The 16,386-nt window shown below is 42.5% G+C and carries 13 protein-coding genes; 8 read left to right on the top strand and 5 right to left on the bottom strand.

Going from position 1 to position 16,386, the window contains the following annotated elements:
* Positions 1-123 precede the first annotated feature (123 nt).
* Positions 124-1,494: a lipid-A-disaccharide synthase-related protein gene (locus tag AC5JM2_RS05725; RefSeq protein WP_495833944.1), complete on the top strand. Its 1,371-nt coding sequence runs from the start codon at positions 124-126 to the stop codon at positions 1,492-1,494.
* A 707-nt stretch (positions 1,495-2,201) separates the two neighbouring features.
* On the opposite strand, the gene AC5JM2_RS05720 is transcribed toward AC5JM2_RS05725, so the two are convergent.
* Positions 2,202-3,188 (bottom strand): nucleoside hydrolase, encoded by a 987-nt coding sequence (locus tag AC5JM2_RS05720; protein ID WP_495833943.1) that lies wholly within the window; start codon positions 3,186-3,188, stop codon positions 2,202-2,204.
* A gap of 64 nt (positions 3,189-3,252) precedes the next feature.
* Between AC5JM2_RS05720 and AC5JM2_RS05715 the strand changes: the two genes are divergently transcribed.
* The 3 genes from AC5JM2_RS05715 to AC5JM2_RS05705 all read left to right on the top strand — a co-directional run bounded on the left by AC5JM2_RS05715 (position 3,253) and on the right by AC5JM2_RS05705 (position 6,754).
* Entirely contained in the window at positions 3,253-3,378 is a 126-nt protein-coding gene (locus tag AC5JM2_RS05715; RefSeq protein WP_495833942.1) for a hypothetical protein, read from the top strand.
* Between the two features lie 70 nt (positions 3,379-3,448).
* A complete protein-coding gene (bchB, locus tag AC5JM2_RS05710; RefSeq protein ID WP_495833941.1) occupies positions 3,449-4,975 on the top strand; it encodes a ferredoxin:protochlorophyllide reductase (ATP-dependent) subunit B in 1,527 nt (508 codons plus the stop codon).
* A gap of 525 nt (positions 4,976-5,500) precedes the next feature.
* The gene (locus AC5JM2_RS05705; protein WP_495833940.1) at positions 5,501-6,754 is read left to right on the top strand and encodes a DUF4336 domain-containing protein; all 1,254 of its coding nucleotides are present in this window, start codon (positions 5,501-5,503) and stop codon (positions 6,752-6,754) included.
* Positions 6,755-6,846: 92 nt separating this feature from the next.
* Here the strand turns inward: AC5JM2_RS05705 and AC5JM2_RS05700 are convergent, their stop codons facing one another.
* The 3 genes from AC5JM2_RS05700 to AC5JM2_RS05690 all read right to left on the bottom strand — a co-directional run bounded on the left by AC5JM2_RS05700 (position 6,847) and on the right by AC5JM2_RS05690 (position 9,020).
* Positions 6,847-7,272, bottom strand: coding sequence for an HNH endonuclease (locus AC5JM2_RS05700; protein WP_495833939.1), 426 nt, complete (start codon positions 7,270-7,272; stop codon positions 6,847-6,849).
* Positions 7,273-7,278: 6 nt separating this feature from the next.
* Positions 7,279-7,683: a hypothetical protein gene (locus tag AC5JM2_RS05695; protein ID WP_495833938.1), complete on the bottom strand. Its 405-nt coding sequence runs from the start codon at positions 7,681-7,683 to the stop codon at positions 7,279-7,281.
* A 197-nt stretch (positions 7,684-7,880) separates the two neighbouring features.
* Positions 7,881-9,020 (bottom strand): acyltransferase family protein, encoded by a 1,140-nt coding sequence (locus AC5JM2_RS05690; protein WP_495833937.1) that lies wholly within the window; start codon positions 9,018-9,020, stop codon positions 7,881-7,883.
* A gap of 469 nt (positions 9,021-9,489) precedes the next feature.
* On the opposite strand from AC5JM2_RS05690, the gene AC5JM2_RS05685 reads away from it, so the two are divergent.
* Positions 9,490-11,796, top strand: a complete 2,307-nt coding sequence (locus tag AC5JM2_RS05685; RefSeq protein WP_495833936.1) for a TOMM precursor leader peptide-binding protein — start codon at positions 9,490-9,492, stop codon at positions 11,794-11,796.
* A gap of 28 nt (positions 11,797-11,824) precedes the next feature.
* On the opposite strand, the gene AC5JM2_RS05680 is transcribed toward AC5JM2_RS05685, so the two are convergent.
* Positions 11,825-12,676, bottom strand: coding sequence for an SAM-dependent methyltransferase (locus AC5JM2_RS05680; protein WP_495833935.1), 852 nt, complete (start codon positions 12,674-12,676; stop codon positions 11,825-11,827).
* A 434-nt stretch (positions 12,677-13,110) separates the two neighbouring features.
* Here AC5JM2_RS05680 and AC5JM2_RS05675 point away from each other — a divergent pair, with 434 nt between their 5' ends.
* From AC5JM2_RS05675 to AC5JM2_RS05665, 3 genes are all read left to right on the top strand, one after another.
* Complete coding sequence (locus tag AC5JM2_RS05675; RefSeq protein WP_495833934.1) at positions 13,111-13,776, top strand: hypothetical protein; 666 nt, start codon at positions 13,111-13,113, stop codon at positions 13,774-13,776.
* A gap of 203 nt (positions 13,777-13,979) precedes the next feature.
* Positions 13,980-14,636, top strand: coding sequence for a hypothetical protein (locus AC5JM2_RS05670; protein ID WP_495833933.1), 657 nt, complete (start codon positions 13,980-13,982; stop codon positions 14,634-14,636).
* Between the two features lie 253 nt (positions 14,637-14,889).
* The gene (locus AC5JM2_RS05665; protein ID WP_495833932.1) at positions 14,890-16,320 is read left to right on the top strand and encodes a radical SAM/SPASM domain-containing protein; all 1,431 of its coding nucleotides are present in this window, start codon (positions 14,890-14,892) and stop codon (positions 16,318-16,320) included.
* Positions 16,321-16,386: the final 66 nt, after the last annotated feature.

Raw genomic sequence — 16,386 nt, 5'->3', positions numbered from 1 at the left:
ACTTTCGTACTGAGGTTTAGTAATGGGGACAGTACTAACTTCCAGCTGCATCGCCGATTTATTTATACCCCCATTCAATTCCTCTTGCGGCAAACGACAGTTATTTTGAAGTTTTTGTTTCTCATGAGTGATTTATCACCATCATCGCTAACCTCTGATATCGAAAAAAATACTCCAGGCTTACGGTTACTTGTTTTAAGCAACGGACATGGCGAGGATATTATTGCAGTCCGTATTTTGCAAGAACTTCAGCAACAACCCAACCCACCCGAAATCTTTGCTTTGCCCTTGGTGGGACAAGGATACGCTTACCACGGGTTGGATATTCGCCTCATCGGTTCGGTACGCACAATGCCTTCGGGCGGTTTTATTTACATGGATGGACGCCAATTTGTACGCGATGTACAAGGTGGTTTGTTACAACTCACCGCCAGTCAAATGAACTCCATACGTCATTGGGTAAATACTCAGAAAAAATCAGGCCACAAGATAGCTATATTAGCAGTGGGCGATATTGTACCACTGATATTTGCGCGGTTGAGTGGTGCTAACTACGGCTTCGTAGGCACAGCGAAATCTGAGTATTATGTGCGAGATGACGTGAATTTCTTAAAACGCAAAAATAAAGGAGCATGGTGGGAAAGTTTTTCTGGCTCAATTTACCATCCTTGGGAACGTTGGTTGATGAATCAGCAGCGTTGCAAAGCTGTGTTTCCCAGAGACTCGTTAACAGCAGAGATATTGAAAAAGTGGGCGATTCCGGCTTTTGATTTGGGTAACCCGATGATGGATGCTTTGGAACCAACAATTCCACGTCCAAGATTTTATGGTACTCATATAGAAAAGCAAGAATTAGCTCGACCTTTAGTTGTCACTCTGCTTCCCGGTTCTCGTCCGCCAGAAGCATACGCTAACTGGCAGCAAATGATGATTGCTGTCTCTGCATTGATGGCGCTTTGGGAAGAAGAAAAGTTTGTGGGATATACTTGTGAAACTGTTGTGTTCTTGGGTGCGATCGCCCCCAGTTTACACTTTGACAGTATACGCTTAATTCTCGAATCTCAAGGCTGGCAGCCCCACGCTCAACCTCCAATCAAAATCCCCGACAAAGATTGCTTGACATTTAAGCAGAAAAATGCATTTTTTATTTTATCGCAGAATGCTTATAACGACTGTTTGGATCAGGGAGATTTGGCGATCGCAATGGCAGGGACAGCAACAGAGCAATTTGTGGGTTTAGGCAAACCTGCGATTACTATCCCTGGACATGGTCCCCAATTTACCTATACCTTTGCTGAAGCACAAAGCCGTCACTTGGGGTCATCTGTAATTTTAGTAGAAGAACCAGCAGAAGTTGCTAAGGTGGTGAAGTCACTGTTTGCCAATCCAGACAAATTGCAAGCAATAGCAGAAAATGGCGTACGACGAATGGGTAAACCAGGTGCAGCCAAACGAATCGCTGAGTATTCGATGAAGCTGTTGTGGCAAGAATGAACTCGCTTGTTGGAAGTGAGTTCATTTCTACATGGTGCTGCACAATAAAGTACCGCTCGTTATGCCTGTACAACCCGACGGACGATGGATGGAGCCAACTTTATTGTTAACGTTAAGCGTTTGCGTAGCGCCCCCTTAGGGGCTAGCTCTGCCGTAGGCAATCGCCTACATCAATGTTTCGGTTCGATACACATCTACTTCTCCATGTCAACTCCTACAACTGGACTCTTCCTTTACAACCCTACTCCCACCTGCTTTCGGTGAAATGTTAAGAAAGATCCGGGTAATGGATAGCTCTGGGACGGGGGAGGCTAACGCCAATGGAGAGAATGTAAGACCAACTCGGGGGCGCAAGCTTAAGATGAGGTAATATCATGTCCGGTTGATTACTTATAATTCCTGCTTGACCTCACCCCAACCCTCTCCTTATTAAGGAGAGCCAGTGCGTTGGGCGGCTTTGCCGACTTGAAGCACCTGGCGTGAGGGTGCCGGAGGCGGGTGAGGTTCCTCGTTTTTATAAGTGTTTATCCGGACATGATATAAGACCAGCGCAGCAGGAGGGTTTCCCTCCGCAGGCGACTGGCGTTAGCGCAGCGAGACCGGAGGTCTTCCTTCCCCGGAGGGCATTCCTCCGTGAAGTTGGAAGCCCCCACCATACCCACAAGGGTTGGTGGTGGGTAGTTCACAGCCGATTCCTATATCACTGATCAAACTAGTTGATCGAATAGCCGTAAAAACCGTTCGGTATCCACCTCTAAGCAAGCCTCTACGTTGGGCGGATTGGTTTTCTCATTTGTGCGATCGCGCCGATCAGCTAGTGACATTCCAGTGGTGAATCTTCCTTCGGTTTCAACCATCATATATAGCGATTTTGTAGTTACCAAACTCGGATCAATCGCAACCGCCATAGCTAAAGGATCGTGTAGATAACATCCGTGAAAGTTTTCGTTGTCACGGTGGAAAGCCATATACATTCCAGTGCAATCGGCAATAAACTGGGTAACTTTAGAAGGACGACGCTGTAAATTATCTTCAACAACTTGACGTGCTAGAGGGGCTTTCATCGTCACATCTAAACCAACCAGGGTGAGGGGAATTCCTGATTCCATCACAATCCCCGCTGCATGGGGATCGACAAAAAAGTTAAATTCAGCAGCAGCTGTAATATTTCCGGGTACAGTCACAGCCCCACCCATGATCACAATCCGTCCGATTTTTTTCATGGTTGCGCCATCTTTCTGAATCGCTGTTGCCAGATTCGTGAGTGGTCCTAAAGCAATAATGATCAAACTATCGCCGTATTCTTGAGCTGTTTTGAGAAGCAGCTCAATTGCATTCTCTGTAGATGGCTCAATAGTAAGTTTAGGATAGCGAGGTGTACCATCAGCTTCCAAGAACCGATCTAATTCACCCAAACCGTCTGCACCATGAATCCCCGCTGCATTGAACGGAGGTTTCACCAATGGTTTTTCACAGCCTTTGGCAACGATGGGCGAAGTATCGGGTTCAACAATACTCAGTACACGCAACACATTATTAGTAGCCAGATCTACGTTAACATTGCCAGCGACAACGGTGACTGCTTTCAGGTCTAATTGAGGTGAATTCAATGCCATAATCAGAGCTAAGGCATCATCAACACCACCGTCTGTATCTACTATTACTGGGACGGGCTGATTTGCAAGGGCTATCATGTGAATTGTTGCTCCATAAGAAATTTGCTTAAAAGTTAAGATTCGTATCACTTTTACAACAGAAATGTTGTTTAAATCAGAAGCTCAATCCCAATTAGCCAGCAGGTTTGAGCGATCGCACCTCTATTACAATTCTGTTAAATCCCATTTCTTGGGGCTACAAGTTCTGCGAAAATCAGAAACGATTTAAAAAACAAGCACGCTATAAGTCCACCTATTATCGGATATAGTTCGTTTCAATAAAAGGGAGAACACTAAAGATGAAATTGGCTTACTGGATGTATGCAGGTCCTGCCCATATTGGAACTCTGCGGGTTGCCAGTTCCTTTAAAAATGTTCATGCGATAATGCACGCGCCCTTGGGTGATGACTACTTTAACGTTATGCGCTCTATGCTAGAACGGGAGAGGAATTTCACGCCAGTGACAGCCAGTATTGTTGATCGCAACGTATTGGCACGGGGTTCGCAAGAAAAAGTGGTGGACAATATCACCCGCAAAGACGCGGAAGAACACCCAGATTTGATTGTATTAACTCCCACCTGCACTTCCAGCATTTTACAAGAAGACTTAGCAAACTTTGTGGAAAGGGCATCTCTGGAGGCGAAAGCGGATGTGCTGCTGGCAGACGTGAACCACTACCGCGTTAATGAACTCCAAGCTGCCGATCGCACTCTGCAACAAATCGTCCAATACTACATCGAGAAAGCCCGCAAAAAGGGCCAACTGCCCGAAGGTAAAACCGAAAAGCCCTCTGTCAACATCATCGGTATTTCTACCCTCGGTTTCCATAACCAGCACGACTGCACAGAACTCAAGCGGTTAATGGCTGACTTGGGTATTGAGGTGAATGCTGTGATTCCTGAAGGTGCTTCCGTCCACGAGTTGAAGAACCTGCCCCGCGCCTGGTTTAACCTTGTCCCTTACCGGGAACTTGGTGTTATGGCAGCTCGTTACCTTGAAGAACAATTCGGAACCCCAACCGTAGATATTACACCTATGGGTGTAGTTGAAACTGCTCGTTGTATCCGTAAAATTCAGCAGATAATTAACGCTCAAGGCGCGGATGTTGATTACGAAGAGTTTATCAACCAGCAAACTCTGTATGTATCACAGGCTGCATGGTTTTCTCGTTCGATTGACTGTCAAAACTTGACTGGTAAGAAAGCCGTTGTGTTTGGTGATAGCACTCACGCCGCTGCTATGACTAAGATTCTGGCACGAGAAATGGGCATTCACGTTGTCTGGGCTGGAACTTACTGCAAGTACGATGCGGAGTGGTTCAGCCAGCAGGTGAGCGAGTATTGTGATGAAGTGCTGATCACCGAGGATCATGGGGCAATTGGGGATGCGATCGCCCGCGTCGAACCTTCTGCTATCTTCGGTACCCAAATGGAACGCCACGTTGGTAAGCGTCTGGATATCCCCTGCGGTGTGATTGCTGCACCCATTCACATCCAGAACTTCCCCATTGGTTACAAACCATTCATGGGTTACGAAGGAACAAATCAGATTGCGGATTTGGTCTACAATTCCTTTACCTTAGGAATGGAAGACCACCTGTTGGAAATCTTTGGCGGACATGATACCAAGGAAGTCATTACCAAGGGCATTTCTGCTGATTCTGATTTGGGATGGACTAAGGATGCTCAAGCAGAATTGAACAAGGTTCCTGGCTTTGTGCGTGGTAAAGTCAAGCGCAACACCGAGAAATTTGCTCGCGAGCGCAATTTCAGTCAAATTACTCTGGAAGTGATGTACGCTGCCAAAGAAGCTGTGGGCGCTTAGTTTTTAGAAGCGTGAATTCTCAATTGGGTACAATACACGTTATTTGTAGGGGTAAAGGCTAGCCCATTGGTGTCAACTTAAGCTGAAACTCTTGTTCTTATACCAATTTGAAAAAAGAATGCGACAGATGGAATGCTAAAAGCAATTACCAGTAAGTCTTTTACAATCCAAAATCTAAAATCCAAAATCCAAAATGGTATTAGGTTACCGAGATGCTTTATTCTACTTGCCCACAATTGTCGCGTAACCTCACCCCGGTTTTGTCTTACGCCAAAACTGCCCCTCTCCTTACTAAGGAGAGGGGACGTTAAGCGTAGCTTAACGGGGGTGAGGTTAAATCAACGTGGAATTAAGGCTTGAACGTTAAGTTGACACGTATGGGCAATGCCGTGCCCCTACCGCGTGCGTGTGTGTAGTATGCAAGTAAGAATCGCTATATTTTGTCCTCAAAAACTTCTTCCAACATCAACAACAACCTTTCCAGTGTTAGAAATTGGAAAGAAGCACTTCTGAGGTCGAGCGACAATGAACTCACAGCAACCTCACTCAAGAGTACAGCCGCAAGAGGAATGGATGCATCCAAGTACCAATCCGAAAGATTGGTCATGGTCCTTTTGGGCTGTTGTACCACTTTACCCCTACGGTAAGCGGCGGACAGTGTGTAGAGAAATAGTTAAGGACACTATCTGGACATTCGACCAGCTTCAAGGCATCCTCTACACCATCGTACCGATTCGTATGACCGTCGTAAAGCTCTGGGCAGGGGGTCTACTTGTCTATGCGCCTGTTGCTCCGACGACCGAGTGTGTCCGCCTAGTGAACCAGTTGGTAGCAAAGCACGGTGAAGTTAAGTATATCATTCTGCCAACGAGTTCTGGTTTGGAGCACAAAGTTTTCGTTGGTCCCTTTGCCAGACGCTTTCCAAACGCACAGGTTTTCATTGCCCCGCATCAGTGGAGTTTGCCGTTCAACCTGCCATTGAGTTGGCTTGGCTTTCCCCAAAAACGAACCCAAGTGCTTCCAGAGGACAGCAGACAAGCGCCCTTTGGTAATGAGTTTGATTATGCAGTGTTGGACATTAACTTGGGACGGGGTTCTTTTGCGGAAGTAGCGGTTTTCCACAGGCGATCGCGCACTCTGCTTGTAACTGATTCTGTTCTATCTGTGCCAGAAGAACCACCAGCGATCGCCCAATTAGATCCATATCCCTTGCTGTTTCATGCTAGAGACAATGCCTTCGAGGCGATCGAGGACAACGAAGCAAACCGCCGCAAAGGATGGCAACGCATCTGTTTATTTGCAGTTTACTTTCGTCCAAGTGTGCTAGAGGTAACTGGAATGGTGCAGACGTTTCGCGATACTTTTCAAGCACCAAATCACTCACCAAAGGCGTACTTTGGTTTGTTTCCATTTCGCTGGAAACAGAACTGGAAGCAGTCATTCGATATCCTACGAGAAAATGGGGGTCCTTTTGTAGCACCAATTCTGCAAATCCTCATTCTTCCCCAAGCACCGAAACAAGTGCTCAACTGGGCTGACAAAGTTGCAACTTGGGATTTTGGGCGAATTATTTCCTGTCACTTTGACTCGCCAATGGAAGCTGTTCCACGTCAATTTCGGCAGGCATTTGCTTTTCTTGAGAAGAAACCTTTGGCAAGTGAGAACTCATTTGGAAGCTCAAATGAGCCTCTGGTGGAGGAAGACTTTAAATTCATCAAAGAACTTGAGGCTAATCTGGTTAGGGGCGGAATCGCCACACCAGCTAAAGAGAAGGTGTAAAACATTAGCTACTCTATCCCCTGTCAGCTTTTGTGAGTCAATAGCAGATCCCACTCCTAATTAGCGCACCCTACGCCTAAATTCTATTCTGGTCAATCATCAGGAGGATGCCAACCAATAATTGTCCAACGTCGTCGGGCAACAACTATTACTGGATTATTCATTCGCAGGCAAACAATTGTAGCCCTACCAATAGTAGTTAAACCTTCTACTTTTGTAGCATCAGAACTCCAAGTAAAATGCTCAGACCATCTCTGTGTACGCGGATTAAATAGAGGTGCTATTTCCCCAGTTAAAGGGTCTATAACTTCGATTGAATCAGCTTTAAATTCATTGCAAGAGCGACAGGCTAAACAAATATTTTCAAAGGTCGTTTCTCCACCTTTTGATCGGGGTTGAATATGGTCATGGCTCATCGGAATACCGCTATTCGCTTCTGTTGTTAAGCAATAACAGCAACGTCCTTTATCGCTAACAGCTATTTGATTTCGTAAGCTTTCAGAAATATATTTAGACACAACAATTTAAGGAGTCGGCACATGATGTCCTCGCCAACGGAGTAACACAGCAGCTTGGGCTTTACATAGGATAAAACAGTCAGCTTCGTGACGCAGTTTTATTAGTTCCAATTGTTCTGCATCTGTAATGTTACCACTAGAGTTACGCAAAAGCAGAAAGTTGTATCGCTCCATTTGGTCTGCTGTTTTGCAACTGCGGACTATTTGCCACAAACTATTGTCATTTAGTTTATCTAAAGCCGCGAGGTCAGCTTGGAATTCCTCTGGTACATCATCCCATTCCGGAGGACTACCCACCTGTAAAGCATGAACTATTACCTCTTCAATGGGGCGACGTTGCGCGTGGGCAGTGTTGACTAAACGCTGATAGAGTATTTCTGGGATTTGAAGAGTTAGTGTCTGTGTTGTCATTGTTCAATTCTCTACCCATGCCTTGATTGAACCGTCTTAATTTTAGCGTAGTTCAAACAAGGATAATTATGGCAAAATGCTTTCTTTATTCTATGCAGCTAGAGCGTCTAACGCAGCAGTAATAAAAGCTCTGCTACAGCCAGATACCGATGGTGATTTGAAGACTAACAAATCAACAAATCAATAAAAGCAAGACTTTAAACCTTGAAAAACCATCGCCGCTGATACATCACATAAGCAACTGCCACCCAAAGTAACACAGTGACTATCGCGAACAATAAAGAACCATTCATCGCACCAGCCCAAGACGCAAAGACATTCTGGTAAATCCAATCATAAGTGCTGGGAGCATTTTCCCCAGAACCGATTTTAGTTCTCACCAAGATTTTAATTAGTAATACAGAAGCAACAAAAAGGGAAATGGCATTTAATCCCAGCACTTCAAAAGCTTTATCCCAACGCCGTACCCGCCGCACTTCAATAAGTTCATAACAAGCTGCAAGTAACAATAATGCCCAACCACTAGTGAAAATTACATAAGAACTCGTCCATAGCTTTTTGTTAATCGGGAATGTCCAGCCCCATGCCCAACCAATAATTAAGCAACCAATACCAAATAAGACTAAACCTATGCTTGTACGAGATTTCACTGGCTGAGCGCGTATCCATTGTCCAGCGAAATATCCAGCCAATACACTCACAATAGCAGGAATAGTGCCAAAAAGTCCCTCTGGATCTCCTAAATTCTTAAAACCATCGCCCTTGTAAAGATGTGCTTGAGGAATAATTAAGCGGTCTATATAAGCACCGATATTTCCCTCCCGCGTCGTCAGCACTCCAGCACCATAACCGGGAACGGGCACATACATCATTGCTAACCAATAGCCGATGAGTAACACTCCTGCTAATATCCATTGTCCTTTACGTGGGAGTTTAAGGACGGCAATAGAAGCAAGGAGATATGTCAAGCTAATGCGTTGCAACACTCCCATAATGCGGATAGTACTCAAATCAAAAGTCCAAGGACCTTTATTCCAAAAACCATTGAGTAATAATCCTAAAGCGAATAAAATCGCAGCGCGACGCAAAATACGCAAGTAAACAGGCGCTGTGGGTTTATTGTCGCCAGTGTACTTTGACAAGGAGAAAGTCATCGCCACACCAACAATAAACAGAAAGAAAGGAAAGACTAAATCAGTTGGGGTACAGCCGTGCCAATCTGCATGGAGTAGTGGAGGGTAGACATTAGGAGGTTCGGTAACACCCGCCATGTTAACAAGAATCATGGCTGCAATAGTTATGCCGCGAAAAACATCAAGCGAAGTAAGACGACCCATAAGCGGAGTTTTGGATGAAGTACTATAAAATACTCCGCTTTGTACAGATAATCAAGATAAATTTGTACAATGAAATACAAGTTAAAATTTTATTCAACACCTGCCAGTGTAGGAACGCCCCAGGACAACTCCTGTCAAAATCTCAGAGGTCGTTCTTTTAATGGATTTATTTCTAGTAGTTTTACTACCAATATTGTTCTATTTTTTGAGTATTCTCTTGATTTTATACCGGGATACTTTGGAAACAATACATAATTTACTATTTGAGCCTTCAGTGAACCGTATGGCGCTAGAATTCCACTGGGATTAGTAAACTCAGATCTTGCAGCAGTATCAATAACGAGGCAGAGCCTCGACATCTCGTTCCCAGGCTCAGCCTGGGAACGAGGGTTGGGAGGCTCCGCCTCCTAATTATTGAGAATGGGTGCAAGATCTCAGTAAACAAACAACTAATAACGAGCAACGAGCAATGCAACCTAAACCCCAATTCAATCCTTGTTACTCAGTTGAAACTATAGAAACAGACAATGTATTTTTGTTGTCTGAGAGAGAAAAAGTTTGGTTAAGCGATCGCCTTTCTTGTAGTTTAGCTGCTTTGATAGATGGCGATCGCAATATTGACGAAATTATAGATACCATTCAACAGTCGCTACTGCAAGACCCAAAATCTTTACAGTCAGCTACCACCTTCTTCCAAGAAGTTCTCAATATAAGTATTAAAGCCCAATATGCTTTATTCCAAATGCAACAAAAGGGCTATCTTGTTCAAGAAGATAACTCTGTTCCATCGCACTTAAGCATATTCTGCCATCATCTCAATGTTGCTCCCACAGTAGCCCATCAAAGATTGCGATCGACTAAAGTAGCAGTAAAAGCTAATGGTTCAGTTGCGGCATCTGACTTGATTGCTGTGCTTGAGTCTCTCCAAATTCAAGTAGCAGACGAAGGTGATTTGACAGTAGTTTTAACTGATGATTATCTCAATCCTGAGCTAGATAAATTTAATCAACAAGCCTTAAAATCCCAATCTCCCTGGATGCTGGTTAAGCCATTAGGGACAATAGTTTGGATTGGTCCTTTATTTCATCCTCAGAAAACAGGTTGTTGGAACTGTTTAGCCAAGCGTTTGCGAGATAATAGACCAATTGAAGGGTTTATTCAGAGACAAAAGCGCATTTCTTCCCCTTTAACTTCTCCTTTGGGATTTTTGCCATCTACAGTACAAACTGCATTAGGAATGGTAGCCACAGAGGTGTTTAAGTGGATTGTCCAAGGAGAAAATAAACAATTAGAAAGTAATTTGATTGCTTACGATGCGATCGCACTGCAAACTCAAAATCATACCTGGGTGAAGCGTCCTCAATGTTCTAGCTGTGGAGAGATGGTAAATGGGTTAACCAACAACCCCCTGCCTGTTGTTTTAGAACACCGCCAGAAAACCTTTACCGTCGATGGAGGACACCGTATTTGTTCGCCACAAGAAACTCTCAAGAAATATCAGCATCATATTAGCCCCATTACTGGCGTTGTGCGAGAACTAAATAAAATTCCTGGGAATGGATTAACTCATAATTACATTGCCAAACATCATTTTCTCAGTATTTTCGACGATTGCGCTAGTTTGCGCCAAAATTTGGGGGGTAGAAGTGCAGGGAAAGGTAGGACTGACTCTCAAGCTATGGCTAGCGGTTTCTGCGAAGCGATCGAGCGATATTCTGGGGTGTTTCAAGGGTATGAAATTAGAGAAAAAGGCATTTACCAACAAATGGGGGACAAGGCGATCCATCCCAATGTTTGTATGAACTTCAGCCAACAGCAATATCAGAATAGAGAGCAATGGAATGCTGAGTGTCAAGGCTGGTTTCAAAAAGTCCCCGAACTTTTTGATGAAGAAAGAGAAATTGACTGGACTCCCGTTTGGTCTTTAACCCATCAAGAATTTAAGTATCTGCCAACGGCTTACTGTTATTATGGCTATCAACCGTCTTATAAACCCGACTGTTGGGCTGATTCTAATGGATGTGCGGCGGGTAATACTCTTGAAGAAGCAATTCTGCAAGGGTTTATGGAGTTAGTAGAGCGCGATGCTGTCGCGTTATGGTGGTATAACTCCCTGCAAAAGCCTCAAGTGGATTTAGATAGTTTCGACGAGCCTTATTTTCAAAGCCTGAAGCAATATTATCAAACTATTAATCGGGAACTTTGGGTTTTAGATATTACCAGCGATCTCAACATTCCTGTCTTTGCTGCTATTAGTCGCAGAAGCGATCGCCAAGTAGAAGATATTGTTTTGGGTTATGGCGCTCATTTCGATGCCAAGATTGCTATTAGTCGAGCCTTGACTGAAGTTAACCAAATTTTACCTAATGTTTTATTAACGCAAGCCGATGGCAATACCCAATATCCTCCATCAGCAGATCGCTTGGCGGTAGATTGGTGGACAACTGCGACTTTGACAAATCAATCTTATCTAGTTCCCGATAATCGAGTTGCTGCTAAAGTCGCAGTAGATTATCCTCAAATTGCCAGTGACAATCTTTTAGAAGATATTAAGCTGTGTCAACAAATCGTCGAGAAAAACGGTATGGAAATGCTGGTTTTAGATCAGACTCGTCCTGATATCGAACTGAAGGTAGCTAAGGTAATTGTTCCGGGGATGAGGCACTGGTGGAGTCGGTTAGGTGGAGGGAGATTATATAAGGTTCCGGTCAAAATGGGTTGGTTGAAAGAAACCTTGACGGAGGAGGAACTTAATCCTTTCCCGATGTGGATGTAAAAATTAATTAAACTAAACTTACCCCAGATTAGAAATTCATACGTCTCGCAGTAACGAGATAGTGATTAAAAACACTTGAAGTTGGACTCGATACAGGGGAAGTCCAACGACCGTAGTTTGCTTCTGCTTCTCCCAGAACTACAATCCTTGGTTGCCTTGGCTGCCATCCATAGTGCAAAATGAATTGCTCAGGATTGGAGACACCAAAATGCCAAGGACATCCCAGTTTTCTGAGCTTAGAGAGAAATGGTTGTGCATAGGGAGAGTTTAGAAGCTGTGCTTCAACGAAGTCCATTCCAAGCCAGCTACCTGGACAGGCAAGACTTTGTAGTGTCTCAAGCACAGTCGCTACAGTCGCGGGTTTTAGGTAAAACATCAGTCCCTCGAACAGAAATGCTGCGGGTTTATGTCGGTCAAAGCCAAAGTCGGTAAGAGCAGTTGCCCAATCCTGTTCCAAGTCTGTTACTACGACCTTTCGTACACACTGTGCTCTAGCATTCAAATTTAGAAGGATAGGCTCCTTGTATTGAAATATTTCTTGACGATCTACTTCAAATAGTTGAACGCCATCCATCCAGGGCAAGCGGAAAGCACGGGCATCCATTCCGGATGCTACCAGAACAACCTGCTTGAGAGATAATTCATGGACAGCCATCAGTAAAGCATCATCAAAAAAACGAGTCCGAATAGAAATACCAGGATGTGGATCATTAGCTGACAATCCCGGGGAAAATGCCCTCAAATCTGAGAACAGTGCAAACCCCCTGTCACTGGCAAAAGCCCGAGCATATGTATCTACAAACAACCGTTGTCGATACTCAGTTTCATATGCTCGTGCTGCTGCAACATATAGCGATGTAACGCCGACAGAACTCAACATAAATACATTGATAAAATTAGTTCATCATGGTAATATCAGGGCAATACAACAAAGCAATTTACTCTTTATTGCTCATTATTTTAACGAGTCACTAGCGAGAATGAATATTTTACTCTCTCTAACTGATAGTTAAAAGCCTGATTCTTTCATAATTGCCTAGTCGTGTATTAACTCTCTCCTAAGAAATCGCAAGGTTTCCTTACATCCATAAGGCGAGATCGCGCTTAAACAGCTTTTAAGAAATATTTCTGTTTCTTTGTATCGATTTTGAATGTGATCGCTTTCCTTGAACGCTCTTGTCAGGCTGGGTTATCAAATTTGAAAATGCAGCCAATTAAAGAGCATCACTGGTTATGGTTTTCATGTAAGATGAGTGATCTCAAGATTTTTCATCACATCAACATTTAGTGAATTTATGAAAATAGGAGATTGAAATGGAATCCCAAGATTTACGTGATACATTTTTCGATCGTTTTTTATTACAAGCTAAGCTAATTTCTCAGCTCGTTACATTTTGGTGGACATATAGTGAGGAGGATGAGGAGGATGATAATAATGATCAAGATAAAACAAAGGCAGCAAATATTCTAGGACAATGTTTCTTTCCAGGTTTTTCTGAAGTAGATCCTTTCATAGCTCCCCCGAAATTACGTTATCTATTTTCAGCCGACCCCAGACAACACCTTCAGGATATTAATAATGGTTCTCCTACTGATTCATTTGGCAATACTGATGAAAACCCTCTGGGACTACATGTTAGTACGCTTATTACAGTCTTTGGTTCAGACCGTATTAACAACCAAGAAAAATATCTTTCTCCTATATTCACTTCTACTGAACTAGGGTTAGACAAAGACAAAAATAATTCTCCGTATTACGAATTTAGAATTGATAATAGCGGTACAAAATTTGGCCGACTTACTGATCCTGAACTGGTTCCAACGGACGAAAATTTAACAATAAAATATATATATACTATTCCAATTCCTCCACGCCATCTAGATCCACACTATCCAAAACATAAGCGGATCTATGAAAAATGGATCTCAGATCAAGAAAATACATATCCTCCTAGTATGCATATACCCTTTACTACTTAATGAAGGCGTTAGAAGCCAATAATCCTAGTATCGATTTTGAATGTGATCGCTTTCCTTGAACGCTCTTGTCACGCTGGGTTATCAAATTTGAAAATGCAGCCAATTAAAGAGCATCACTGGTTATGGTTTTCATGTAAGATGAGTGATCTCAAGATTTTTCATCACATCAACATTTAGTGAATTTATGAAAATAGGAGATTGAAATGGAATCCCAAGATTCAATATGTGATGATTTTTTAAAGCGTTTTTTATTACAAGGTAAGATAATTTCTCAGATCATTACGTTTTGGTGGCGATATGATGATAACGAGAAAGCAACAGGAGATGATCCAAAGAAAATAGAGATAGCAAAGCTTTTAGGAGAATATTTCTTTCCAAACGAGCCCGCTAGTTCACCAGGTAGGCTTTCCCCCTCTCAATTTTTAATTGAGCTATTTAAAACCGAAAGTAGGCTTTCCCCGTCTCCATCTTTAATTGACCTATTTAAAGCTGATCCCAGATTACATATTAATGAAGAAAATCCGGAAAAATCTGTTGAGGTGCTAATAACGATCTTTGGCCGAGATCGTATTTCTAACAAAGAAACATATCTTTCTCCTATATTCAATTCTACTGAACTGGGCTTAAACAACAGAAATAATCTTGCACGTTACGAATTTGAAATTGATATTAACGGTACAAGATTTGGCAAGCTTACTGACCCTAGAATAATAATAGAGAATGACAATTCACTGTTGAAATATATATATATTATTCCAATTCCTCCACGCCCTAGAATAGATAATATGATCTATGAACAATGGATCTCAAATGAAAATGACAATTATCCTCCTAACCAATTAATACCCTTTACCACTTAATAAAGGTATTAGAAACCGATAGCTTTAAGCTGGAATAATTATTATTCAGCACTATTATAGGGTTTCTTAAGCAACTTAGACACACCTAAATCTTTTCTAGCAAAAGAAGCAGCTTTAAAAACATACCTCACCAGGTTGGGAATCGTTATAAGTTAAATATTGATTGACCCACAGCTAGGAACTGCTTGTGGGTTTTTATATAGATATTGCCACTAAAAAACGTAGAGATAGATAATATCAATAGGTAATAATTATGATTATTAAAGATCCCCAAAAAATGTTACCAAGTCAAATTAAAGTCGAGGGGGAAATGCGGGACATGATACTGGAAATTCCTCCCCATAATATTCCCTTACATCCCAAAAGTATAGAAAAACTTTTTGCCGCCATCAAATTTGGAGAGCAAGCGGTAGCTTTCAGACCTTTCATACCAATTGCATCAGACTTAGGTTTATGTCCACCCTATCCTACGTTAGCCTACTTATATCCTCAAAAGTTAAATCATAACGAAGATATTGAGAAGCAGTTGTTACAGAAATCTGGCAAGATAGCACAGAATACCCTTGATGCTTTAAATCAATTTACCCTGATTTCCCAAATTGATATTGAGGAGCAGCTACATTACTTTGGTGATTTCTATGGAATAGCGGCAAAGCCATCCTATATAAGAGTTGTCGTGAGCAATACCTGTAATCTCAAATGCGTCATGTGTCCTTATCACAGCACTTCGCTGAAATTAACTCATACAACAGACTTCTTTAAGAGCAACAAAACAATGTCTTGGGAAATGATGGAGCGTCTCGCCAAAGATTGTGGAGAAGCAAAAATCATGATTATTCTTGGGAACGTCGAAGAACCAATGCTACACCCCAACCTTGTCAAATTTGTCGAACTTTGTCGGCAGCAAGGGGTTCCTGGGGTTCATCTGACGACCAATGGTCAACTCCTAGATGAAAATCGAGCTAGGTCTTTACTGAAAGCGGGCTTAACCAGTATTGATATTAGCATTGATGCCGCAGATCCAGATACCTATCTCAAGATTCGGGGTGCTGACCTCAAGCGAGTTGAAACAAATGTCTTCAATTTTTTGAAGCTGCGGGATGAATTAGATATTCCCTGTTATGTAAGAACATCTTTTGTGAGAAATCAAAATGTTACACTGGATGAAGAAGAAAGATTCCGAGAACGTTGGCTTGCAAAAGCTGATGGCGTATTTATCAATAACGTAGCTCAATATAAAGAAACTAATACGCGCCTCGGTAAAACTAACCAGACTGTACAAGCTTTACTAAAACACTATCTGAAAAAAGCTCAGGGACGTTGGCCATGCCTGTTTCCCTTTACTGAAATGGCTGTTTTACCCGATGGCAGAATTTATTACTGTGTTGAAACTTTATTTAGATTGGGCTTTGATCAGACTCTTGAAAGTTTAGGAGATTATAATCAACAAACATTACAAGAGATTTGGCATGGGGAGCTATTCAAGCAGCTTCGACGAGATTTGCTCCTTAATCAGTTAGAACATAGATCAGCCTGTAAAAGTTGTGAACTATGGATGGCACAGGTTTTGTCTAGAGAGTCTAAAAATGGGTTTGAGGTTACGACAACCACAATAACCGAGATTTATCAGTCTGGTTTTAGGCAACAGAGAACGGAAAACGGGGAACATAAATCTTCAAATTAAGTGCAATATCTAAGATCAAACTGTAACTTCATGACTCCAAGAAACGCTATACCATACAATCAGAAA

The sequence above is a fragment of the Brasilonema angustatum genome, assembly GCF_059505445.1.
This window is presented reverse-complemented; position numbering and strand designations above follow the sequence as displayed.